A 22,200-nucleotide genomic window follows, 5' to 3' on the forward strand; every position below is an offset into this window, starting at 1 on the left:
ACCTCGCGGCCAAGGGCGATTACCCCGCCTTCAGTCTTCTCCAACCGGATCGTCTCGTCGTGGACACCGTCGATGTCGTCATTCTTGGCGCCGGAGCCGCCGGCATGTTCGCGGCGATCGAAGCCGGACGGCGCGGCCGCTCGGTGCTCGTCCTCGACCATGCGCGCGCGCCGGGCGAGAAGATCCGTATCTCCGGCGGCGGCCGCTGCAACTTCACCAATCTCTTCGCCGCGCCCGACCGCTATCTGTCGCAGAACCGGCGCTTCTGCATCTCCGCGCTGAAACGCTACACGGCGGGGGACTTCATCGCGCGAGTGAAGAAACGCGGCATCGCCTTTCACGAAAAGACGCTGGGGCAATTGTTCTGCGACGGCTCGGCGACCGAGATCGTCGCCATGCTGACCGACGAGATGGCGGAGGCAAACGTGCGCCTGTCGCTCGCGACTTCGGTCGAAAAGGTCGAACGGGAGGGTGACGGGTTCGTCGTCACGCATTCGGGCGGACGGGTGCGAGCCTCGTCGCTCATCGTCGCGACCGGCGGCAAGTCGATCCCGAAGATGGGCGCGACCGGCCTCGCCTACCGGCTGGCGGAGCAGTTCGGCCTTCGCGTCACCGAACTCCGGCCCGGCCTCGTGCCGCTGACTTTCGGCGACGCCCTGAAGGAGGCAATGACGCCGCTGTCCGGCGTCTCGGTCGACGGCGTCGTCGCCCACGGCAAGACGCGTTTCGCCGAGGCCGTGCTGTTCACCCATCGGGGCCTCAGCGGCCCGGCGATCCTGCAGATCTCGTCCTACTGGCGCGAGGGCGACGAGATCGTGCTCACGCTCGCGCCGGGCACGGATATCTTCGAATTGCTGAAGGCCGCGCGGAGCGAAAACGGGCGGCAGGCAGTGCGTACGGTTCTATCCAGCACGCTGCCGAAGCGGCTCGCCGTCATGGTCGAGGAAACGACGGGCACCGGCGGCAACATCGCCGATCTCGGCGACAAGCGGCTCAGGGCCATCGACGCGGCGGTCAACGCCTGGCGCATCAAGCCGACCGGCAGCGAGGGCTATCGCACGGCGGAAGTCACCGTCGGCGGCATCGACACGCGCGACCTCAATTCCGCGACGATGGAAGCGAAGGCGGTGCCGGGGCTCTATTTCATCGGCGAGGCGGTCGACGTCACCGGCTGGCTTGGTGGCTACAATTTCCAATGGGCCTGGTCGTCCGGCTGGGCGGCGGGACAGGTTGCCTGAAGGGCAAAACGGCATGACGGAAGACAACGCGGAAGAGTACGAATTCGACGAAGAAGCGCTCGCCGAAGCCTACGAGAAGGCGCTGGCGCTGGAAAAGGCCGGCGACATCGAGGGCGCGGCGGAGGGCTGGCGCGAGGTGCTGCGGCTCGACCCGGCGGACCACGGCGGCGCGGCGGTGCGGCTTGCAGCCCTCGGGCGCGGCGACACGCCGCCGAAGGCGCCCGACGCCTATGTCGCCACTCTGTTCGACCAGCATGCGGAGATGTTCGACGCCATTCTCGTCGACCAGCTGGGTTATCACGTGCCGGAAATGGTGCGGGACATTCTCGGCGAATGCGCGCCCAAACACTCACTGCCGGGCACGTTTTCTCGCCTGCTCGATCTCGGCTGCGGCACCGGGCTTGCCGGCGAATATCTGCACGACCGGTGCGATCATCTGACCGGCGTCGATCTCGCCGAGACCATGATCGAGATGACCGACGAGCGCGAGGTCTATGACGACCTCTATGTCGGCGAGGCGGTCGCCTTTCTCGAAGCCTCACTGGAAGAAGGCGACGAACCGTGGGATCTCGTCGTCGCGACCGACGTGCTTCCGTATCTCGGCGGTATCGAGGCGTTCATTGCTGGCGCGGCCGCGGTCACGGCGCCGGGCGGGCTGTTCGCCTTTTCCAGCGAGACGTTGTCCGACGAGACGCTTGCCGGACGGCCCTACATGGTCGGTCCGAAGCAGCGCTTTGCCCATTCCGGGGCTTACGTGCGCGAGGTCCTTGCCGCCAACGGCTTCGACTGCCTCGAACAGCGGCCGATCGTGGTGCGCTATGAGGATGGCGAAGCGGTGCCCGGACATCTGGTGCTTGCCAGAGCCGGGTGACGGTAACAGGCTGTCTGGAGCCGAGGCGCCCAAGGCGCAATTGGCAGGCTACACGAGTTTCTTGAGCGCGATCTGGTTGCCGATCTTGAACTCGATGTTGAATTCCTTGGTGGCAAGCGCCTCGTGGAAGGCGTCGATGACGCCACGCTTCCACCAGCCGTTCATGGCGTAATCATCGCCGAGCAGAAGCCCGTTTTTCTTCAGCTTGGGGGCATAGGCCGCGATATCGGCGGTGACGCCTTCGTAGGAATGATCGCCGTCGATGTAGACCCAGTCGAAATAGCCGTCGTCGAATTTCGCCGCGGCGGCAGCACCGAAATCGCGTACCACGTCAACCTCAGGCGCCGCCGCAAATCTTTTGACGACCGACTGGTGCCGCTGGTCCATTTCAGACTGCGTGACTGTCTTGGTCCCGTACCAGGAGTTTTCGTGCCCCTCGTCCTCGAAGACCGTCCACGGATCGATGAGATGCAGCTTGGCAGGCTGCACCACCTTCAGTATCCGCGCGGAAAAGTTCCCGAGATGAACTCCAATCTCCGCACCGACGGAGCCCGGCGCAAGGAGATCCAGAATTGCTTCACGAGGCATAACGCGGATTTTCATATTCGACATTCCCCAAGAATCGCTATCTCTTCGAAGAAGAATTAATGACTCTAGGGATCAATGTCTATTGAAACGTATTTTGACAGGATTTTCTCGCAAAACGTGTTCGCGGCAGGCGACGCATTGTGCATTGCACAATAAATCTATGCCGCAGCTCGCTTCTGCAACCGCATGGCGGCAATGATCATCGGCATCGCGAGGCTGATGACGACGAAGCGCAGCACGTGGTGGGCGGCGACATAGGTCGGATCGAGATCGAGCGATAGCGCGATGGCTACCATCGCCTCGACGCCGCCGGGCGCAAAGGCAACCCAGACCTGGCCGAAGGGCATCGCCAGCAGGACCGCGACGGCGAGCGCAAACGCCGCCGAGATCAGACTCGCGACCACCATCACCATGACGCCGGCACCGACGGCGGCGCGCAGTTCCGCCCCGGTGATGCCGGCGAAGCGGCTACCGGTGAGGCAGCCGGTGATGATGAAGCCCGGCGCGACCAGCCAGAGCGGCAGGCCGCCGACTACGGTGTCGGTGAGATGGGCGCCAACACTGACCAGCATACCGCCGATCAGATAGGGCGCGGGGATGCGCAGTTTCGCGCACAGCGCGCCCGCGGCAAAGCCGGCGACGATCACACCAACGATGGCAAGTGGCGCCATGATGGGCCGGTCAGGCTGCGGTCCGACGGTAGACACGAGATCGACGAACAGCGGCACGGTCGTGATCAGCACGATGAGGCGGATGCTTTGCACCAGCGCGACGGTGCGCGCTTCGCCGTAGCCTTCGAGCGCCAGCGCCACATTGTAGCTGAGCACGCCCGGCACGGCGGAGAGCAGCGCGGTACCGCGGTCGTAGCGGTTGACGACGCGCAGATAGGCGTAGACGGCGGCGATGATGACCGCGACGCAGACAACCACCATGACGAGGCTCAGCGGCCAGCGGGCGCTCTCGGTAATCGTCTCATGCGAAACGCCGGACCCCATCGACAGGCCAATGGAGACGAAGGCAAGGTCGCGCAGGCGCGGCGGGATCGAGGTATCGACGCCCGACACCGCGGCGATGGTGACGGCAACGGCGGCGCCGATCAGCCAGCCGGCTGGCACGTCGAACGACGCGGCCGCGGCCCCGCCGGCGGCGCCGATCGCCAGCGTCAGCAGGATCGCGCCAAGGCGCCGAGGATCGAGGGCCGGGAGCCGCATGAACTTCGTTCCGGGGATGGCCCTTCTAGCGGGCGCTGAGGGTCTCGGGACCGCCGCAAGCAAGCGACGGGCGGCAATCATCGGAGATTTGGTGAGTGCGGGCAAGGGAATGCGCGAAAGGCAAGACGGTCAGCGGTGCGCGCTGCTAGTTTCCCGCCATGACCGAGTTCTTCCTCGCCCTTTTCGTCTTTCTGCTCGCCCACGTCATCCCGACGCGGCCCGGCGTGCGCCGCGCAGCGACCGAGGCAATCGGCGAGCGTAGCTACATCGTCGGCTATTCGGTGATGTCGACGGGGCTACTCGCGTGGCTGATCTTCGCTGCCTGGCGGGCGCCGTCGGAACAGGTCTGGGACCCGGCGCCGTGGCAGGCGGGGCTGGCGCTCGTGCTGGTGCCGCTCGGCTTCGTGCTTTTCATCGCCGGTTCGCTGACCCGCAACATTCTCTCCGTCACCTTCCGTGCCGGCGCCGACAGCAGCGCGGGCGCGGTGCTGGCGCTGACCCGCCATCCGGTTCTGTGGGGCCTCGCTCTCTGGGCACTTGCCCACACCGTTGCCAATGGCGACCTGGTCGGCATCGTGCTGTTCGGGACGCTCGCGGCGTTCGCAATGCTCGGCACGCTGATCGTCGACAAGCGCAAGAAGAGGCTTCTCGGAGCGGAACGCTGGGCGGAGCTTGCCGAGGGCACCGCCAATCTGCCTTTCATCGGCATGGTGAGCGGCGGACGGCGGCCGCGGTTCGATGCGCCGCTCGCGATCGCGATTGCCGCCACAGCGATCGTGGTGCTGCTGCTTCTCGTCGTGCCGGGCCACCAATGGCTGTTCGGCATGGACCCCGTGTTCTGGTGGGTCGAGCGGTAAACCGCTTCGCCAAACCGAAGGTCCGTGTCAGCGAAAAGTCGGCAGACTTTTTGGATAAGAAAACGCGAGCAAACAGAAGGCTGACGCGCCTTCACAACGCAAAAGAAACGGGCGGGAACCGTCGTCCCCGCCCGCGCATTGCGAAATGCCATTTGGCCGTCAGCCGATCTACTTCTGCTGCATCGCGGGGATTTCCCGCGCCGCCTGGCCGAAATTGGAGCCGAAGATCGCGGCCGCACCGGCGAGGCCGCCCTCGCTGCCGCCGACCACCGTGTTCGGCACCAGCTTGCCGACGATCTGCACAAGCTCAGGCCGGCGTTCGAGGCTCGCCAGCGTCTTTTCCAGCGCCTGCAGGAGCGCGACGCGATCCTGTCCGAGCACGGTCGCCTGCGCCATCTGGCCCTTGGCAAGCTCTTCCAGGTATTTGCGTTCGGCGCGGCCGAGCGCTTCGCGTTCCTTTTCGCGCTGATTGGCGACCTGCACGGCGATCTGCGCCTGCACCAGACGCGGCTGCTCGTTAGCGGTCGAGCGGGCCTGCTCGGTCTCGATGCGCTTTTGCTGCGCGTCGGTTTCGCGCTCATATGCCTTGGAGAGCTGATCGGCGAGCTGCACACGCAGCCGCGAGACCAGCAGTTCCGGCGGGATCGCAGGTTCGCCGAGGCGGATTTCGCGAATGTCGACACCGGCCTTGGCGCCTTCGATCTTGATCTTGGTCTCGATCGTTTCTTCCAACGCCTCGCGGTTTTCGATCAGGTCGAGCACGCGGGTGAGGCGAACCTCATATTCGATCGGCTCCTTGATCGTGCCGTCCGGGTTCTTGATCGGCACCCGCACGGTCGAACCGGCAACGTTGCGCACGATAGAGCGAATGGCCGGCGTCAGGATCCGGTCCTCGATCTCGTCGAGACCGCCAACGGAGCCGACGACGATCGGCGCGTGATCCGGCGAGACCTGCACGAGGGCGCGCAGCTCGAGCGGGATATCCCAGCCCTCGACCTTGACGAAGACCGCACGGTCGGCGGCGCTTTCAGGCGTCTGTTCGGTGACCTGACGCTCGACCTGCTTGATGTTGCCTTCCTGATCGACCGACAGATCGATGATACGTTTGACGTAGCCGCCCTTGTACTCCCAGGTCTGCACGCGCACGTCGACTAGGGTCACCTCGTAGGCGCGCCGGTTGAGATAGTAGGCGCCGGGCAGCAGCGGGTCCTTCCAGATGCCGGCACAGCCGGGCGGCACCAGCGGCACCGTCAGCGCGCCACGCGTGGCATCGGTCGAGACTTCCTCTTCCTTGCAGACCGCATTCGGCTGGGCGACGTTCGACTTGACGACGCCGACGAAGCCTTTCGGGATCACCGTCGCCTCGGTCTGCTCATCGATCTTGATACCCCAGAGATAACGATTGAGACGATACTGACCGGGCTTCATGACGGTTTCCTGCGGCCCCTTGATGCCACCGTTCTTCAGGAAGAACGGGGCGTTCAGCATCTCGCCGAGCTTGTCGTCGGCGATGGTCGGCGCGATGTACATGCCGGCCGGCATCGGCGCGCCGTCGAGCGCGCGCAACTGCCCGTAATAGCCTTCCGGCACGGTGATGACGCCATATTCCTCATAGTCGTAGAGCACGCGGACCAGCGGGATGAAATGAAAACCGGGACCGAGGATCTGTGCCTGCGGGCCTTTTTCGCCGGCTAGCGCGACGATGCGGCCCTGCGGCAATTCGTTGAAGGCGTAGATGCGCTTCAGATGCCCGACACCGTTCGCGTTGACGTAGATGAACGACGTCGAGGCGAGCAGGAAAAAGCCGAACAGCGTGAGGATGATACCGATGCCGCGCCGGCCGAGCTTGGCGACCAGTGCGGTGAAGCGATTGCCGCCTGTTGGCGCTTCCTCCGAGCTGCTGCTCCCCCGCAGGAGAAGAAAGACGCCGATCAGCAACGCGACGACGCCAAGGATAACCCGTTCCATACCGTTTCCCTCGATAGAATCGCCCTTTCCGCTACCCTAGCGGAAGTCAGCCGCACTTGCACAGTGCCGGGCGAACCGACGCAGGTCTGTTCACGCGGTGGTGATCACCATCGCGGCGAGAGACAACAGATCGATGACAGGAAGACACCCGTCGTCGGGCGGCGCCGGCACCGGGGTTAGTTGGCCCGCCAGCGCTCGCCGAGGCGCTTTTCGACCTCTTCGGGCAGATGGACCGCACCGCGGAAATCAGTGTCCTTGAAGATCGCGTTGCGCACGTCGACGCCATCGAGGCGGGCGCCGACGAAGCGGGTCGAGATCAGCCGGGTGCCGGTCAACTTGCTGCCGGAGAGATCGGCGCCGGAGAAATTGGATTCCTCGGCACTGGCGCCGGTAAGGTCGGCGTTGCGCAATGTGGCCCAGCGAAAGTCCGAGCCGATGATGACACCGCGCAGCATGTAGACGCCCGAAAGGTTCGCCCGGCGGAAGCGGGTTTCCTCCATCAGCACGTCCTTCATGTTGGCGCCGCTCAGATCGGCGTTGTCGAGACGGGCATAGTTGAGGTCGGTGCCGAACATGAAGGCCTTGTGCAAATTGGCATCCGACATGTCGGCATAGTCGAGGCGGGTATGGAACAGATCGGCGCCCGACAGGTCCGCCCGGCGCATGCGGCAACCGCTCAGATTGGCCCATTTGAGATTGGCGCCGCGCAGATCCGCGCCGGTCAGGTCGCAGTCGGTGAGGGTCGCGTTCGACAGGTCGACGCCGGCGAGGACAGCGCCGTGCAGATCAATTTTGGCGAGCTTGCGGCCCTGGAAGGAACATTTCCGCAAATCGGCACCGGCGACGGGGGCTTCACAGGCCTTGGCCGGGTCTTCAGCTGCCGGCGCGGCGGTCAGCCCCGCCAGCGACAGGATCGCTGCCAGGATGACTCGTCGAACCGAGCTGCCGAAATGGCCGATGGCCTTGTGCTGGTATCGCATTGAACACGCCTCCCAAGCTCGCCGGAGCCCATCGGGGTCTCCCGGATCGGCGGTTAAATCGACTTGCGCGGCGCGGCCGGACTACGCCGCCTTGCGTGAACCCGGCGCGGGCAGCGCGGTCTTCGGTGCCACCTGTTCCTTCAACGCCTCGGCCTCACGTTCGGCGCGGGACGCTGCGAACCGGTTGCGGCGCGCCGCGCGGCGCCATTTGCCCTGACGCAGCCAGACAGCGACGCCGCCGAGGATGATGCCGAGCGCGAGCGTGGCGAAAAACAGCCAGAAAACCGGCACCGTGACTGCCAGCGCCGGCGTATCGGTCGCAAACGGATCGAGAGACAAGGTCACGGGGTGGCGGTTGGCCACGGCAAGGACAACGACGATCAGGCTAATCGGTGCGATGATGATCGCCAGACCCAAATTCTTCACCGGACATTCCCTGTATGATCACGCGGGACGGGCCCGCAAACAAAAGACCCCGCCACCATTTCGTAGCGGGCGAACGGCATCATACAACGATGAACGTGTCGAGAAAACGTCTGTAACGCGACGGATCCGCGGTCCGGAGCGGAGAACCTACTCGTCGTCGTCGTCGCCGGCATCGCCGCCGTTGAGGCGTTCGCGCATTTCCTTGCCGGTCTTGAAGAACGGAACGTATTTTTCCGAAACCGAGACCTTGTCACCGGTCCGCGGATTGCGGCCGACGCGTGCCGGTCGGTTCTTGACGGAAAACGCCCCGAAGCCCCGCAATTCGACCCGATCGCCCCGCATCAGCGCGGCCATGACCTCATCGAGAATCGCGTTGACGATATTCTCGACATCTCGCTGGTAGAGATGCGGATTCTGGTTCGCGATCCGCTGCACCAGCTCTGATTTGATCATCGAGCTCCCCCCTCACTCTGCCGCATTTTTCCCTGCGGTTTCAGCCTGCCAAAGTGACACAAGACCGTCAAGCACAACCTTGTCGCGCATTGATGCGGCGATACCGCCACCAAGTTCAGCGATTTCCCCGCCGACTGCACGCACTATCATCGCTGCGACGGTCTCGGACAACGACAAATCTTCAAATCGCCCGTCAACCTTCCAATCCCGGATCGGCAGGTCCTCGGCGACATCCTTTTCTTTCTCAAGCCAGGCGACGGCTTCCTTCTCGCCACCGATTGCGTCTATCAGCCGCGCATCGAGCGCCTGGGCGCCGGAGAACACGCGACCATCGGCGAGCTTTCCGGCTGCATCCTGCGCGAAGCCCCGGCGTTCGGCAACCAGACCAACGAACCAGTCATAAGAATCGGTTACCAGCCCCTGCAGCATAGCGCGGGCTTCCGGACTGGTCGGCTTGAAGAAGGTCGGCTCCGCCTTCAGCGGGCTGCTCTTGACCTCCTCGAACTTGATGCCGAGGGTCTTGAGGAGGTCGCTGAACTCGCCATACTGCATGATCACGCCGATCGAGCCGGTCAGCGAGGTGCGATGGGCGACGATATGGTCGGCCGCAAGCGCCGTCATGTAACCGGCCGAGGCCCCGACGGTGCCGATCTGGGCGACCACGGGTTTCTTCTCGGCGAGATCGCGCAGGGCGTTGTAGAGCTGTTCGCCGCCGGTGGTGCTGCCACCCGGGCTGTTGATCGACACGATGACACCGCTGACCGAATCCGACTTGCCGATCTTCTCGATCAACTTGAGGCGCTTGCGATCCTCGATGATGACGCCGGTCACGCTGATGCGGGCGATATGGGCGCGATGCTTGGTGACCAGATCGGAGTCCGCGGCGAAGGCGTAAAAGAGCGCGATGACGAACCCGATCAGCGCGACAATGCCGACGATGCGCCAGACCGTGAGCTTGCGGCGCAGGCGGCGTCTGTCGACAAGCATGTCGGCGTCGAGGGTCATATCGACCGGGGCCCCTTGGTAAAATAAACGGTAAGCCAATGGGTTAGCAGGAAGTCAGGCGCTCCGCAAGGGATCATCGGCGCTGCGGACCAATTTGCCGGCCGCACCGGCGCGATTTGCTGCAGCGCACTTCGATATTTCGCGAGGAATGGCGTCTTCTGCTCCCTTGATCGCTTCCGCAAGGTCAACTTCCGCAGCGCTCGTCGGCGATTTGTTTTCTGCAGCGCAACATTGTATGAGAGCGCAACGAATGGATCCGGGAACCGCCCGGATGGCTCTTCCGGCTGCCGAACCGTCGGATCAACCACACAATCCCTCCTGATTGGCCGGGGCGCCCGCGCTGCCTCGGGCAATCATATTTTGGACCGCTCATGATCTCTCTCTCGCACTATCGGAACCAGTGGACGGGCAACATCCGGGCCGACCTGTTGTCGGGCCTGGTGGTCGCGCTGGCGCTGATCCCCGAAGCGATCGCGTTTTCGATCATTGCCGGCGTCGACCCGAAGATCGGCCTTTACGCCTCGTTCTCGATCGCCGTCATCACCGCGATCACCGGCGGGCGGCCGGGCATGATCTCTGCGGCAACCGCGGCGACGGCCGTACTGATGGTCACGCTCGTGCGCGATCACGGGCTGCAGTATCTGCTCGCCGCGACGGTGCTTGCCGGCGTGCTGCAGATCGGCGCGGGCGTGCTGAGGCTCGGCTCAGTGATGCGCTTCGTGTCGCGCTCGGTGATCACCGGCTTCGTCAACGCGCTCGCCATCCTGATCTTCGTCGCGCAGTTGCCCGAACTCGACCCGACCCGCGTGCCGCCGCTGACCTTTGCGTTGGTCGCGGCGGGGCTGGCGATCATCTATCTGTTTCCGCGCCTGACGAAGGCGATCCCCTCGCCGCTCGTCACCATCGTCGTGCTGACAGCGCTGACCGTCTCTTTCGGCTGGGACGTGCGCACGGTCGGCGACATGGGCGAGCTGCCGGACACGCTGCCGGTGCTCCTCATCCCCGACATCCCGTTCACCTTCGAGACGCTGCAGATCATCTTCCCCTACTCGCTCGCGGTCGCCGTCGTCGGCCTCCTGGAGAGCCTGATGACGCAGCAGATCGTCGACGATCTCACCGACACGGCGTCGGACCGCAATCAGGAATGCATCGGCCAGGGGCTCGCCAACACCATGACCGGCTTTATCGGCGGCATGGCGGGCTGCGCCATGATCGGCCAGTCGATCATCAACGTGAAATCGGGTGGGCGCGGTCGGCTGTCGACGTTTGCCGCCGGCACCTTCCTGCTGTTCTTCGTCGTCGTGCTCGGCGATGTGGTCGGCCGCATTCCGATGGCCGCCCTCGTCTCGATCATGATCATGGTGTCGATCGGCACCTTCTCGTGGAGCTCGATCAAGAATTTGCGCGAGCATCCGCGCTCGTCGTCCATCGTCATGCTGTCGACGGTGTTCTTCGTCGTCTACACGCACAATCTGGCGATCGGCGTTCTGGTCGGCGTGCTGCTTTCCGGGCTGTTCTTTGCCTGGAAGATCGCGCAGCTTTTCCGCATCACCACGACGATCAGCCCGGACGGGCGCCACCGCACCTATCGCGTCGAGGGGCAGCTGTTCTTCGCCTCGACCGAGGACTTCATGAAGGGTCTCGACTTCCGCGAGGTGCCGGAGAAGGTCACCATCGATGTCAGCCACGCGCATATCTGGGACATCTCTTCGGTGTCCGCGCTCGACATGGCGGTGGTGAAATTCCGCCGCGAAGGCGCCGAGGTCGATATCATCGGCATGAACGAAGCGTCGGAAACCATCGTCGACAGGCTTGCGATCCACGACAAGCCGGGCGCGCTCGAGAAACTGCTCGGGCACTGATCTTTTCTGCTATCGCGGCGCCGGGGCGCTTCGTGCGACCGGCCCACGCGGACCCTGCCTTGGGAGGCACCTATGACAACCGGCACCCTGATCGCCTTTGTGGACGGCTCGAAATATTCCGAGAGCGTGTGCCACTACGCGGCGTGGATCGCGAAACGGGCCGAGGCCACGGTCAAGATCTATCACGTGCTCGGGCGCGCTGAAGGCAGCGACCGACAGGATCTGAGCGGCGCGATCGAGCTCGGCGCCCGTTCGCATCTGCTGGAGGAGCTGAGCGAGCTCGATGCCAGACGCGCGAAACTGGCGCAGGCGCAGGGCCGCGCCATCCTCGAGGACGCCAGGGCGATCGTCGAGGCCGAAGGGGTGCGGGTCGAAACCCGGCTGCGCCAGGGCGATCTGATCGACAGCCTGCAGGCAAAGGAAGACACCGGCGACCTGATCGTCGTCGGCAAGCGCGGCGAGACGATGGGCGAGGCGAAGCCCGATCTCGGCTCGCATCTGGAGCGGGTCATCCGCTCAAGCCACAAGCCGGTCTTCGTCGCCAACCGCGAGTTCAAGCCGGCCGAGCGGGTTCTGCTCGCCTTCGACGGCGGGCAATCCTCGATGAAGGCGGTCGACTATGTGGCGCGCAGCGGGGTGCTGGCCGGCCTGCCGATCACGCTCGGCTTTGCCGGCTCGGAGACCGCAGGCGTCCGCAAGGCGCTAGAAAACGCCAAGGCGACGCTTGGCGGCGGCGGCTTCGAGGTCGACATCGTCGTCGCGGCCGGCAAGCCGGAAACCGCCTTTACCGGCATTATCGAGGAGCGCTCGATCGACATGGTGGTGATGGGCGCCTACGGGCACTCGCGCATCCGCAACCTGATCATCGGCTCGACCACGTCGGACATGATCCGCTCGTGCAAGCTGCCGATCCTTCTGGTGCGCTGAGGGATTTCCGTTTCTTTTCGAGGGTTTTTGCAGCGCCAACCGCTCCGGCTGGTTGCGCGATGCTTATTGCGTCGACGGCACACCAACCATGGACATGAAAGCCACCGTGGCACCAAACGACAGAGCTGTCGCTGCCCAGCAGAAAGCCAAGACCTTGAGTATCGGCCGCAATTCCCTGGACATCAGCGCGCGCTCCCATTTGAGAACCCCGCGGACGTATCTCTGCGTCCACGAGTAGCGCTCCCTTTCCTCAGCAGTTGGGAAGGGGCCAACGCGAAAAATCACGATCGCCTGAACGATGATCGTGACAACGATGCACGCACAAGTGAAGAAAAACAGCACGGGCATAACGATGTTGAACAGGTCGGACTGATCCTCCCACCTGTACGCCGTCGCGTAGACCAGATGCTCGTGGAATTCCTCACGCGTCATTGCCGATCCGCCTGCACTCCAAGCGCGGACGCCCTCAGGAAAACCAAACGCAATTTCAAACGGGTGTTCCAAGGCCTCGTACCGGATCGTTTCAGGGTGTCGACGGCACGCCGAACAGCGCGATGAACACAAATTGCGAGCCGAACAACAGGAACGACGCAGCCCAACAGGCATACGTAATCCTGCGCAACACCGTCATTTTTTCGGAAGAGAAAGTGTCGAAGAAACGGCGGCGCGCGCGTAGCTGTAACTCGCGTCGTGAAAACCGTTCTCTTTCTTCCACCGTCGGAGGGGAATAGCAGCGAGTGAACACGATAAACTGGACGACGACGGTGACGACGAAAGTGACGACGAAGCTCACAGGAGCGAGGAAGTCGAGCACGGGTACTATCTGGTGGAACAGGTCGGTCTGATCCTCCCACCTGTACGTTACGCCTAAGACCATATGCTCTTGTAGTTGTTCGCGCGCCATTGCCGATCCGCCTGCCTTGGGACACGCTGATCCTTGTCGGCGAAACCGAGCACAATTTCAAGTTGATTGGACAGACATCTTCGGGTGCAGGCGCGGCCGCTGGTAGCCTCCCCGTCGGCACAAACAAAAAGGGCCCGCGTGAGCGGGCCCTTTCCGTGTCTCGTTGCGGTGCCGGAGCGCCGCGTGAAGAAGCAAGCGAGGCTTACTCGTCGTCTTCGCGCGCCTTGAGGGCGGCACCAAGGATGTCGCCGAGCGAGGCACCGGAGTCGGTCGAGCCGTACTGCGCGATCGCTTCCTTTTCCTCAGCCATTTCCAGCGCCTTGATCGACACCGACAGCTTGCGGTTCTTCTTGTCGAACTGGGTGACGCGGGCGTCGAACTTCTCGCCGACGGCGAAACGCTCGGGGCGCTGTTCGGCACGGTCGCGGGCCAGATCGGAGCGGCGGATGAAGGCCGACAGATCGGAACCGGCGACCTTGACCTCAAGGCCGTTCTCCTTGACCTCGGTGACTTCGCAGGTCACCACCGCGCCGCGGCGGACTTCACCGCTGGCGTCGGCGAACGGATCGCCGCCAAGCTGCTTGATGCCGAGCGAGATGCGTTCCTTGGAGACGTCGACGTCGAGGACCTGAGCCTTGACCATGTCGCCCTTGCGGTACTCGTCGATGACCTGTTCGCCGGGACGGTTCCAGTCGAGATCCGACAGGTGAACCATGCCGTCGACATCGCCGTCGAGGCCGATGAACAGACCGAACTCGGTCTTGTTCTTGACCTCGCCCTCGACCACGGTACCCACCGGGTACTTGTCGGCGAAGACATCCCACGGATTGTCGAGGCACTGCTTGAGGCCGAGCGAGATGCGGCGCTTGACCGGATCGACCTCGAGGATCATGACCTCGACTTCCTGGCTGGTCGAAACGATCTTGCCCGGATGGACGTTCTTCTTCGTCCAGGACATCTCGGAGATGTGGATCAGGCCTTCGATGCCCGGCTCCAGCTCAACGAACGCACCGTAATCGGTGATGTTGGTCACGCGACCGGTGAAGCGGGCGTCGACCGGGTACTTGGCTTCGATGCCATCCCACGGATCCGCCTCGAGCTGCTTCATGCCGAGCGAGATACGGTGGGTTTCCTGGTTGACGCGGATGATCTGCACCTTGACCGTCTGGCCGATGGCGAGAACCTCGCTCGGATGGTTGATGCGGCGCCACGCGATGTCGGTGACGTGCAGCAGACCGTCGATGCCGCCGAGGTCGACGAACGCACCGTAATCGGTGATGTTCTTGACCACGCCTTCGATGACCTGACCCTCTTCGAGGCTCTGGACCAGTTCCTGGCGCTGCTCGGCACGGCTCTCCTCGAGAACCACACGGCGCGAAACGACGATGTTGCCGCGGCGCTTGTCCATCTTGAGGATCTGGAACGGCTGCGGGGTGTGCATCAGCGGGCCGACGTCGCGAACCGGACGGATATCGACCTGGGAGCGCGGCAGGAAGGCCACGGCGCCGTCGAGGTCGACGGTGAAACCACCCTTGACCTGGTTGAAGATATGGCCGGTGACCTTCTCGTTGGCCTCGAAGGCCTTCTCGAGACGGATCCAGCTTTCCTCGCGGCGCGCCTTGTCGCGCGACAGCACGGCTTCACCGAGCGCGTTTTCGATGCGCTCGAGGTAAACCTCGACTTCGTCGCCGATCTTGAGGCCGCTTTCGCGACCCGGTGCGCCGAATTCCTTCAGCTGCACGCGGCCTTCGACCTTGAGGCCGACGTCGATGACGGCCAGGTCCTTTTCAATGCCGACAACCGTGCCCTTGACCACGGAGCCTTCATACATCTCGGTATCGGCGAGGGACTCTTCGAGAAGAGCGGCAAAATCCTCGCGGGTGGGGTTCAGTTCAGTCATTTAAACTCCTGGAGCATCTCGCTCCTACTGCGCCGACGCTTGTGTCTCGTTGGCCGATCCATCGTTTCGGTTCCAGTGCGGAACGACCGTCTTAGATAGACGGGCCGGCGCGTGCGAACCGATGGGCCGACACTCCTGTGTCTGGTCTGACCCGGCCCCGATCCGCGCCTGAAACAGGAGCGAATGCGTGGTGGACCGAAATCCTTCCTGAATGCTGTCCGTACCTTCCTCGCGGCCAAAACCGGCTTTCGAGGACCAGGCAAAGTGAACGCCAAACGGGGCGTGTCGGAAGACCGCCCCTTATTCGCCGTTTCGAGCCCCGTCGATCAGATCGACTGCGGCACGGAACGCGGTTTCTATATCGAACTCGCTGGTATCGAGCAAGAGGGCATCTTCCGCGGGTTTCAGCGGCGCGACGGCCCGCCCGGTGTCGCGCTCGTCGCGACGCTTCAGATCTTCGAGGATCGTGTCGTAGTCCGCCGCCTTGCCGCGACCGATCATTTCGTCGGTACGGCGGCGCGCGCGCACCTCGGCCGAGGCGACCACGAAGAGCTTCACATCGGCATCGGGACAGACCACGGTGCCGATGTCGCGGCCGTCGAGAACGGCGCCCGGCGGCTCGGCGGCGAAGTCGCGCTGACGCTGCAGTAGCATGGCGCGCACCTTCGGCATTGCAGCCACTTTCGAGGCCGCTTCGCCGACCTCGTGGTCGGCAAGGGCGACGCGGTCGAAGCCGGTAACGTCCAGCTCGCGGGCAGCCTGTTCGGCGGCATTTTCATCATCGACCGGCCTGCCGGCCTTGATGAGCGCTGCCGCCGTGCCGCGATAGAGCAGCCCGGTGTCGAGATGGCGCAGGCCGTAATGTTCGGCGATACGGCGGGCGAGCGTGCCCTTGCCCGACGCCGCAGGGCCGTCGATCGCAATAATCATGCGCTCTCCCCTTCCGCCAAGTCGGCCCCTTCCCGCAGGTCCGCGCCAAGACCGCGCATCAGATCGATGAAGCCGGGGAAGCTCGTCGCGATGATCGCCACATCGTCGACGGTCACCGGCTTGTCGGCAACGAGACCCAGCACGAGGAAGCTCATGGCGATGCGGTGGTCGAGATGGGTCTCGACGGTGCCGCCGCCGATCGGGCTCTTGCGGCCATGAACGACGAGACTATCGGCGCCGGCTTCGTGCTCGATGCCGTTGGCGGCGAGGCCGGCGGAGACGGCGGCAAGGCGGTCGGATTCCTTGACCCGCAATTCGGCGAGCCCTTCCATCACCGTCGAGCCTTCCGCGCAGGCGGCTGCAACGGCGAGCACCGGATACTCGTCGATCATCGAGGGCGCGCGCGATGGCGGCACGGTGACGCCCTTCAGCCTGGCTGAGCGCACGCGAATGTCGGCGACTTCCTCGCCACCCTCCTCGCGGGTGTTTTCGAAGGTGAGGTCGGCACCCATTTCTGCGAGCGTCTGGAACAGGCCGGTCCGGGTCGGGTTCAGCATGACGTTTTCGACGACGACCTCGGAGCCCGGCACGATGGTGGCGGCGACGATGGCAAACGCCGCCGAGCTCGGATCGGCCGGCACGACCATCGCCTGCGGTTTCAGTTCCGGGCGGCCATGCAGGCGGATGACGCGGGCGCCCTCGTTGTCGATCGACATATCGAGCGACGCGCCGAAGCCGGTCAGCATGCGCTCGGTGTGATCGCGGGTCGGCACCGGCTCGATCACGGTGGTGATGCCGGGGGTGTTCAGGCCGGCGAGCAGCACGGCGGATTTCACCTGGGCGGACGGCACCGGAACGCGGTAGCTGATCGGCGCCGGCGTCGCGGGGCCGCGCAGCGCCAGCGGCAGGCGGTCGCCGGAGCGGGCGATCACCTCGGCACCGAACTGGCGCAGCGGATCGAGCACACGGCCCATCGGCCGGCGCGACAGCGAGGCGTCGCCGATCATCATGGCGGCGATCGGGTGCGAGGCGACCATGCCCATGACGAGGCGCACGCCGGTGCCGGCATTGCCGAAGTCGAGCGGCGCCTCGGGTTCGAGCAGCGAACCGACGCCGACGCCGCCGACATGCCAGATACCCTCGTCGTCGCGGCGCACGGCGGCGCCCATCGCCTGCATGGCGGCGGCGGTGTTCAGCACGTCCTCGGATTCGAGCAGGCCGGAGACGGTGCTTTCGCCGACGGCCAGCGTCGCCAGGATCAGGCTGCGGTGTGAGATGGACTTGTCACCGGGGACGGCGATACGGCCCGAAAGGGCCGCGCTTTGGTGAGCGCTGAGGGGCCGCAGGGTCAACTCGGTCATGTTCGATATCCGCAGGCGGAGGGGTTCGCGAAAGCGCTCTCCCTATCATGACGAAGGGGTCCCGTCACGCCGCAACGGCGGCCAAATCGGGGCGGAAAGCGAGGATATGGGGAAAAACTCCGTTCATATGTGCGGATTTGCTTTTGACATGCGCCGACTCAAGGTCTAATCACGGGCGCCAATTTCAGATCGATGAGGCTAGACCCGTGACGAAACCGGAACTCGGCACCAAGCGGCATTGCCCCAGTTGCGGCGCCAAATATTACGACTTGAACCGCACTCCCATCACGTGCCCGAAATGCGGCACGATCTTCGAGCTTACCGTCGCACCGACGCGGACGGAGGCCAAGGCGAGCCCGGCCAAGGCCGCGCCTGCGAAGGCCGCCGAGCCCGAAGAGGACGATGAGGACGAGGCCGACGAAAACCTGATCTCGCTGGAAGAAGCGGATGAGGAAGCGTCGGGCGGTGACGACGACACTGTCGATGACGAGGAGTTTTCCGATATCGACGGCGGCGACGACATCGAAGACGACGATGACGACGACACGTTCCTCGAGGACGACGACGAGGACGGAGACGACGTTTCCGACCTGATCGTCTACGTCAAGGACGACGACGAAAGCTGACTGCGAAGCCGGTCGGGAATTTTTTTGTCGGCGCCTCTTGATTATCTCGCGCGCGCCGCATAATTTCCGCCCGCGCTGCCGGATGAACCCGGCGGCGGAAACCGATGGGGCCATAGCTCAGTTGGGAGAGCGCTTGAATGGCATTCAAGAGGTCAGGGGTTCGACTCCCCTTGGCTCCACCAGGTTTCTTCAGCATCCGCTGAAACGAACAAGCCGCCGCAAGGCGGCTTTTTTGTTGCCCGGTCGAAACCGTCGCGGGGCATGTCCGGCGCGAACCGTGGCGTCACCCGCCGCCGCCGACGCCCATGGCGTCGCTCGAATCGTACTGTCGACAGCCTCCTTCGCCGTTTCGGCGGCTGGTCCGTTCGCAGCCCCCGACGCGGAGGGCCGGAAGCGCCCAACAGGCGGCCTTGCCGCGAAATGGCATGGCGCATTTCCTTAGCCGGATTTCATTCTGATGCCGCAATTTGGAGGTAACATTCAGAAATAATCCGGAAAGGGAGGTCATCATGACGACGTTCCCATCCACAACGGTCAGCTACTACGAAGACCGTGCCGACGGCGGGTATGCGTGGAATGTTAGATACGATCTGCAATTCGGCGGACAGGCCTTCAACATCAAGCTGAAGGTTGATCTTGTCGGCGACGATCCCGGCACTCTCGCCTCGGTCTGGCTGAACGGCGCGAATTCCATCTGGAACAACAATGTCTGCTTCGCCGACGGCAAGCGGATGTACGAGGTCAAGTTCGACATGGATTGGGTCAACAGCGGCGCCCATCAGGTGGTGACCGTGGTTGACGGCTATGGCCGCACCAACATGACGACCTGGTATACCTCGACCAGTTGGGACGCGTCCTACCAGGACCAGATCGCGGCCCACGAAGTCGGCCACATGCTCGGCAATTTCGACGAATATTCGGGCGGCGCGACCTATAACGGCTACACGACGACCGGTTCGCTGATGTCCGACCTCGTGGTCGACGACATGGAACGCTATTACTGGGGCGTGGAGTATTTCGCCGAACAGTACAGCGGCCTGACGCTGAGCACCGTCGAGATCTATCACGCGAGCAACGCCTCGACCTGGGTTACCGGTACCGCCGGGCAAGACGCCCTCTTCGCCCATGGCGGCGATGATCATGTCGCCGGCCGCGCCGGCGGCGATCTGATCAGGGGCGGTTCCGGATCCGACAAGATTTTCGGTGAATACGGCAATGACGTTCTGTTCGGCGAGGTCGGTCGCGACACGCTGAACGGCGGCTACGGCGCCGACACTCTGAACGGCGGCGTCTACAATGATGTGCTGTATGGCCGTATTGGCCGCGATGTGCTCCTGGGCGGCGGCCAGGCCGACAAGCTGTTCGGCAATCAGGGCTACGACACGCTCAAGGGCGGTGGCGGCAACGATGTCCTGACTGGCGGCCCCGGCAATGACCGGTTGCTCGGCAATTTCGGCGCCGACCGCTTCGTCTTCGACGACGGCTTCGACAGGGACCGCATCGTCGACTTCACGCCGAATGTCGATACGATCGACCTGCGGCCCTATTCAGGCCTTGCGAACTTCTCCGATGTCACCATCCGTGCGAACCCGGCAGGCTACGCGGTCGTCGATCTGGGCAGCGACGAGATCGTCCTGGTCGGCGTGACACCGAGCCAGCTCGACGCCGGCGACTTTCTGGTCTGATACGGCCGCAACGACACGGCGCGGCGGACATTTGCCCGCCGCGTTTTCCGTGCCTCGATCCGCGGAATGCAGTGAGCGCTATTCGCCGACCTTGAAGCGATCGTCGACGGGAACCTGCATGCCGGTGACCAGCTTATTGGTCTCGTTGGCCAGACCGACGACGGCGAGCAGTTCCATCAGCTGGGCTTCGCTCATGCCCTTGGCGCGGGCGGCGGCCGTGTGCGAGTGAATGCAATATTCGCAGCCGGTCGTCGCCGACACCGCGACATAGATCATCTCCTTGACCAGCGGATCGAGCGCGCCCGGCGCCATCACTTCCTTGATGCTTTCCCAGGTGCGTTTCAGCAGCTTCGGGTCATGGGCGATCGCGCGCCAGAAATTGTTGACGTAATCGGTGTTGCGTGTGGCGCGGATGTCGTCAAAGACGGCCTTGACCTCCGGCCCGGCCTCGGCGTCGCTGATCAAAGTGACTGTCGCCATGGAAATCTCCCTTGAACGCCGTGCCGGGAAAGGAAACCGATCGCGCGGGGCGATCGCCGGTGGCATCGGCAAAGAATTGCGGTCCGCCGACTGTAGCAGATCGACGCTCGCTGTCGCTTGGCGGATCAGGCGATCTCGGCCTTCAATCGCGTCACCGCGATGCCGGCATTGCGCGCGACCATGGCCACGGAGCGTTCAACCATTGCCCGCTCTATCGCATTGTCGAGGCTGGCCCTGGAACCGCGCCCGTCGACGACGATCCAGGCCTGACCGGGCAGCACCGCATCGATGGCGACGTAGCGCGCCGCACCGAGGCGCTCGCACACGGCGGCAACCCCCGGCGCGACCTTGCCCGCCCGACATTCGGCGAACACGGTGGCGAGAAATTCCGGCAGATCGCGCACCACGGCGATGGTCGCGGTGTGTTTTTCATCGCACACGGTATGGATGCGGCAGAGCGCCGGCCCTTCCGGTGCCTGCGGCAGCGCCCAGCCGTGCTCGGTGCGCCGGGCGACGCCGACATCGGTCCAGTCGACGCGAATCGAAACCGAGGCCGGCTGGCGGCTCTGTTCCACCGCCTTGCGCAATTCCACCGACAGGCCGTCATTGGGACGATGATCGTTGGCGCCGTTGCCCGGCACGCTCCAGCCGCCGACATGGCGACCAAGCCGCATGCGGCGGAACACGACCTGTCGGCGCGACAGATCGACATTCTCGACCCGCCAGCCGGCGTCGAGCCAGGCCTGCTGATGCACCATCTGGCCACCGTGATTGGCCCACCACGTTCGGTGTTCGGAGGCACTCGGCGGCAGCGCCTTGCCGAGAATTTCGCCGATCTCATCGAAACCGGCGGTCCATTCCAGATCGGAGAGCTCGCTCATATGGCGGCGTAGGGGATCGTATTTGCCCATTCTTTTTGTCGGTTCTGCGACCGTCTCCCGGCGTTTCCTTCGCATGAATGCTAACCGCAATAGTGCGAAAAGCCGTCGGGACAACTTGTCGCTTTAGACAGGCGGAATGGCGCAGTCGAGAAAAGTCGGAAAAATGCCACGCACAACCGCACCGCGCAGACGCGGTGACGGGCGGAATCGTTCGTTTCGGGCGGGGAAACAGCCGACGGTGACGCTTGCTTTCAGGCGGGCAAACGTGTGCCGCTCACGACCTATATGTCGCGACGGCTAAAGCCCCGCGCGCCTTTGGCGAGTTCGTTTTAGCGGAAAATGGAGATCGGCTGGCCGACAGTGGTCTGGCCGTTGAACTTCTCCGACGCCGTGCCGTAGAGCAGCGCGACATTGGCACCGCCGCCATCCTTCAGGATGACCTGCTTGCCGTTCAGATCCCAGGCCGCGACGTTCTTCAACGTGTCCGACCCACAACCGCGCGTGGTGGCGCGATAGCCGCCGGTCCAGGTGGTCAGCGTCATGAAGAGCTGGCAGCTGTCCGAGCCCGACGCGACGGTCCAGCCGCCGAGCAGGTCGGTACGGCCGACTTCGACGCTCGAGGCGGGCTCGGCCATCGGCTGGGCGGCGGCAACCTGGGCCTCGCCGTCGACCGGCGGCTGTTCGCCATCGGCCAGCGGATCGGTCATCGGCTGCTCGGCATCCTGGCCATTGGTCAGGTCAACGGGCGCAAGCTGCGAGGACTGCACGGGCGTCGTCGGCGCGGCGGGCAGCGGGCTCACATAGGAGCGCGAGTCGAAACCCAGGCGCGAACAGGCGCCAAGCGCCAGGCCACAAGACAGAATGATCAGAATAGAACGCCGCATATCCCCAAAGTCCTCATTGGTGGGAACAGATGTTCCCTCCAGCCTTCCCGCCCCTGTCTAGCATACTTGCATCATGGCTGTTGTAAGGCAGGCATGGTTAACAGCGCTTTACGGCCCCGTATTGGCGGCAATCGTGATGGATATGCAACAAATTCGACGCGCG

Annotated in this window: 22 protein-coding genes and 1 tRNA gene; 8 read left to right on the plus strand and 15 right to left on the minus strand. The window is 64.0% G+C overall.

Features of this window, described 5'->3' with window-relative positions:
* Positions 1-59 precede the first annotated feature (59 nt).
* Together C0606_07160 and C0606_07165 are read left to right on the plus strand one after the other, a co-directional pair.
* Positions 60-1,238 (plus strand): aminoacetone oxidase family FAD-binding enzyme, encoded by a 1,179-nt coding sequence (locus C0606_07160; protein ID PLX38731.1) that lies wholly within the window; start codon positions 60-62, stop codon positions 1,236-1,238.
* A gap of 13 nt (positions 1,239-1,251) precedes the next feature.
* Positions 1,252-2,109: an S-adenosylmethionine-dependent methyltransferase gene (locus tag C0606_07165; GenBank protein ID PLX38016.1), complete on the plus strand. Its 858-nt coding sequence runs from the start codon at positions 1,252-1,254 to the stop codon at positions 2,107-2,109.
* Between the two features lie 48 nt (positions 2,110-2,157).
* Here the strand turns inward: C0606_07165 and C0606_07170 are convergent, their stop codons facing one another.
* Both C0606_07170 and C0606_07175 read right to left on the minus strand, forming a co-directional pair.
* Positions 2,158-2,721: a class I SAM-dependent methyltransferase gene (locus tag C0606_07170; protein PLX38017.1), complete on the minus strand. Its 564-nt coding sequence runs from the start codon at positions 2,719-2,721 to the stop codon at positions 2,158-2,160.
* Between the two features lie 134 nt (positions 2,722-2,855).
* Positions 2,856-3,989, minus strand: coding sequence for an ammonia monooxygenase (locus C0606_07175; GenBank protein PLX38018.1), 1,134 nt, complete (start codon positions 3,987-3,989; stop codon positions 2,856-2,858).
* Between the two features lie 77 nt (positions 3,990-4,066).
* On the opposite strand from C0606_07175, the gene C0606_07180 reads away from it, so the two are divergent.
* Positions 4,067-4,765 (plus strand): NnrU family protein, encoded by a 699-nt coding sequence (locus tag C0606_07180; GenBank protein PLX38019.1) that lies wholly within the window; start codon positions 4,067-4,069, stop codon positions 4,763-4,765.
* A 168-nt stretch (positions 4,766-4,933) separates the two neighbouring features.
* On the opposite strand, the gene C0606_07185 is transcribed toward C0606_07180, so the two are convergent.
* The 5 genes from C0606_07185 to sppA all read right to left on the minus strand — a co-directional run bounded on the left by C0606_07185 (position 4,934) and on the right by sppA (position 9,597).
* A complete protein-coding gene (locus C0606_07185) occupies positions 4,934-6,733 on the minus strand; it encodes a hypothetical protein (GenBank protein PLX38020.1) in 1,800 nt (599 codons plus the stop codon).
* A 176-nt stretch (positions 6,734-6,909) separates the two neighbouring features.
* The gene (locus tag C0606_07190) at positions 6,910-7,713 is read right to left on the minus strand and encodes a pentapeptide repeat-containing protein (protein PLX38021.1); all 804 of its coding nucleotides are present in this window, start codon (positions 7,711-7,713) and stop codon (positions 6,910-6,912) included.
* Between the two features lie 81 nt (positions 7,714-7,794).
* On the minus strand, positions 7,795-8,139 hold the full coding sequence (locus tag C0606_07195) for a DUF1049 domain-containing protein (protein PLX38022.1): 345 nt from the start codon (positions 8,137-8,139) through the stop codon (positions 7,795-7,797).
* A gap of 147 nt (positions 8,140-8,286) precedes the next feature.
* Positions 8,287-8,592: an integration host factor subunit beta gene (locus tag C0606_07200; GenBank protein ID PLX38023.1), complete on the minus strand. Its 306-nt coding sequence runs from the start codon at positions 8,590-8,592 to the stop codon at positions 8,287-8,289.
* Positions 8,593-8,604: 12 nt separating this feature from the next.
* The gene (gene sppA / locus C0606_07205) at positions 8,605-9,597 is read right to left on the minus strand and encodes a signal peptide peptidase SppA (GenBank protein ID PLX38024.1); all 993 of its coding nucleotides are present in this window, start codon (positions 9,595-9,597) and stop codon (positions 8,605-8,607) included.
* Positions 9,598-9,968: 371 nt separating this feature from the next.
* On the opposite strand from sppA, the gene C0606_07210 reads away from it, so the two are divergent.
* Both C0606_07210 and C0606_07215 read left to right on the plus strand, forming a co-directional pair.
* Positions 9,969-11,459 carry a sodium-independent anion transporter gene (locus tag C0606_07210; GenBank protein ID PLX38025.1) on the plus strand — a complete coding sequence of 497 codons (1,491 nt, stop codon included), beginning with the start codon at positions 9,969-9,971 and terminating at the stop codon, positions 11,457-11,459.
* Between the two features lie 72 nt (positions 11,460-11,531).
* The gene (locus C0606_07215; GenBank protein PLX38026.1) at positions 11,532-12,386 is read left to right on the plus strand and encodes a universal stress protein UspA; all 855 of its coding nucleotides are present in this window, start codon (positions 11,532-11,534) and stop codon (positions 12,384-12,386) included.
* Between the two features lie 63 nt (positions 12,387-12,449).
* Here C0606_07215 and C0606_07220 read toward each other — a convergent pair whose 3' ends face one another.
* The 5 genes from C0606_07220 to aroA all read right to left on the minus strand — a co-directional run bounded on the left by C0606_07220 (position 12,450) and on the right by aroA (position 17,481).
* Positions 12,450-12,818: a hypothetical protein gene (locus C0606_07220; protein ID PLX38027.1), complete on the minus strand. Its 369-nt coding sequence runs from the start codon at positions 12,816-12,818 to the stop codon at positions 12,450-12,452.
* A 91-nt stretch (positions 12,819-12,909) separates the two neighbouring features.
* Entirely contained in the window at positions 12,910-13,290 is a 381-nt protein-coding gene (locus C0606_07225; protein PLX38028.1) for a hypothetical protein, read from the minus strand.
* A gap of 202 nt (positions 13,291-13,492) precedes the next feature.
* Positions 13,493-15,190, minus strand: coding sequence for a 30S ribosomal protein S1 (locus tag C0606_07230; protein PLX38029.1), 1,698 nt, complete (start codon positions 15,188-15,190; stop codon positions 13,493-13,495).
* A gap of 300 nt (positions 15,191-15,490) precedes the next feature.
* Positions 15,491-16,120, minus strand: a complete 630-nt coding sequence (locus C0606_07235) for a (d)CMP kinase (protein PLX38030.1) — start codon at positions 16,118-16,120, stop codon at positions 15,491-15,493.
* A complete protein-coding gene (gene aroA / locus C0606_07240) occupies positions 16,117-17,481 on the minus strand; it encodes a 3-phosphoshikimate 1-carboxyvinyltransferase (GenBank protein PLX38031.1) in 1,365 nt (454 codons plus the stop codon). Before aroA ends, C0606_07235 begins: the two co-directional genes overlap by 4 nt.
* A gap of 206 nt (positions 17,482-17,687) precedes the next feature.
* Between aroA and C0606_07245 the strand changes: the two genes are divergently transcribed.
* The 3 genes from C0606_07245 (at position 17,688) to C0606_07255 (ending at position 19,792) form a co-directional block, all read left to right on the plus strand.
* Positions 17,688-18,107, plus strand: a complete 420-nt coding sequence (locus tag C0606_07245; protein ID PLX38032.1) for a TIGR02300 family protein — start codon at positions 17,688-17,690, stop codon at positions 18,105-18,107.
* Between the two features lie 106 nt (positions 18,108-18,213).
* Positions 18,214-18,289: transfer RNA gene (locus C0606_07250), tRNA-Ala, on the plus strand.
* A 327-nt stretch (positions 18,290-18,616) separates the two neighbouring features.
* Positions 18,617-19,792 (plus strand): hypothetical protein, encoded by a 1,176-nt coding sequence (locus tag C0606_07255; protein ID PLX38033.1) that lies wholly within the window; start codon positions 18,617-18,619, stop codon positions 19,790-19,792.
* A 78-nt stretch (positions 19,793-19,870) separates the two neighbouring features.
* On the opposite strand, the gene C0606_07260 is transcribed toward C0606_07255, so the two are convergent.
* From C0606_07260 to C0606_07270, 3 genes are all read right to left on the minus strand, one after another.
* Positions 19,871-20,272, minus strand: a complete 402-nt coding sequence (locus tag C0606_07260; protein PLX38034.1) for an alkylhydroperoxidase — start codon at positions 20,270-20,272, stop codon at positions 19,871-19,873.
* 125 nt (positions 20,273-20,397) lie between these two features.
* On the minus strand, positions 20,398-21,153 hold the full coding sequence (locus C0606_07265; protein ID PLX38035.1) for a hypothetical protein: 756 nt from the start codon (positions 21,151-21,153) through the stop codon (positions 20,398-20,400).
* A gap of 329 nt (positions 21,154-21,482) precedes the next feature.
* Positions 21,483-22,037: a hypothetical protein gene (locus tag C0606_07270; protein ID PLX38036.1), complete on the minus strand. Its 555-nt coding sequence runs from the start codon at positions 22,035-22,037 to the stop codon at positions 21,483-21,485.
* Positions 22,038-22,200 lie beyond the last annotated feature (163 nt).

This window comes from Hyphomicrobiales bacterium (genome assembly GCA_002869065.1).
GTDB lineage: Bacteria > Pseudomonadota > Alphaproteobacteria > Rhizobiales > Rhodobiaceae > Rhodobium.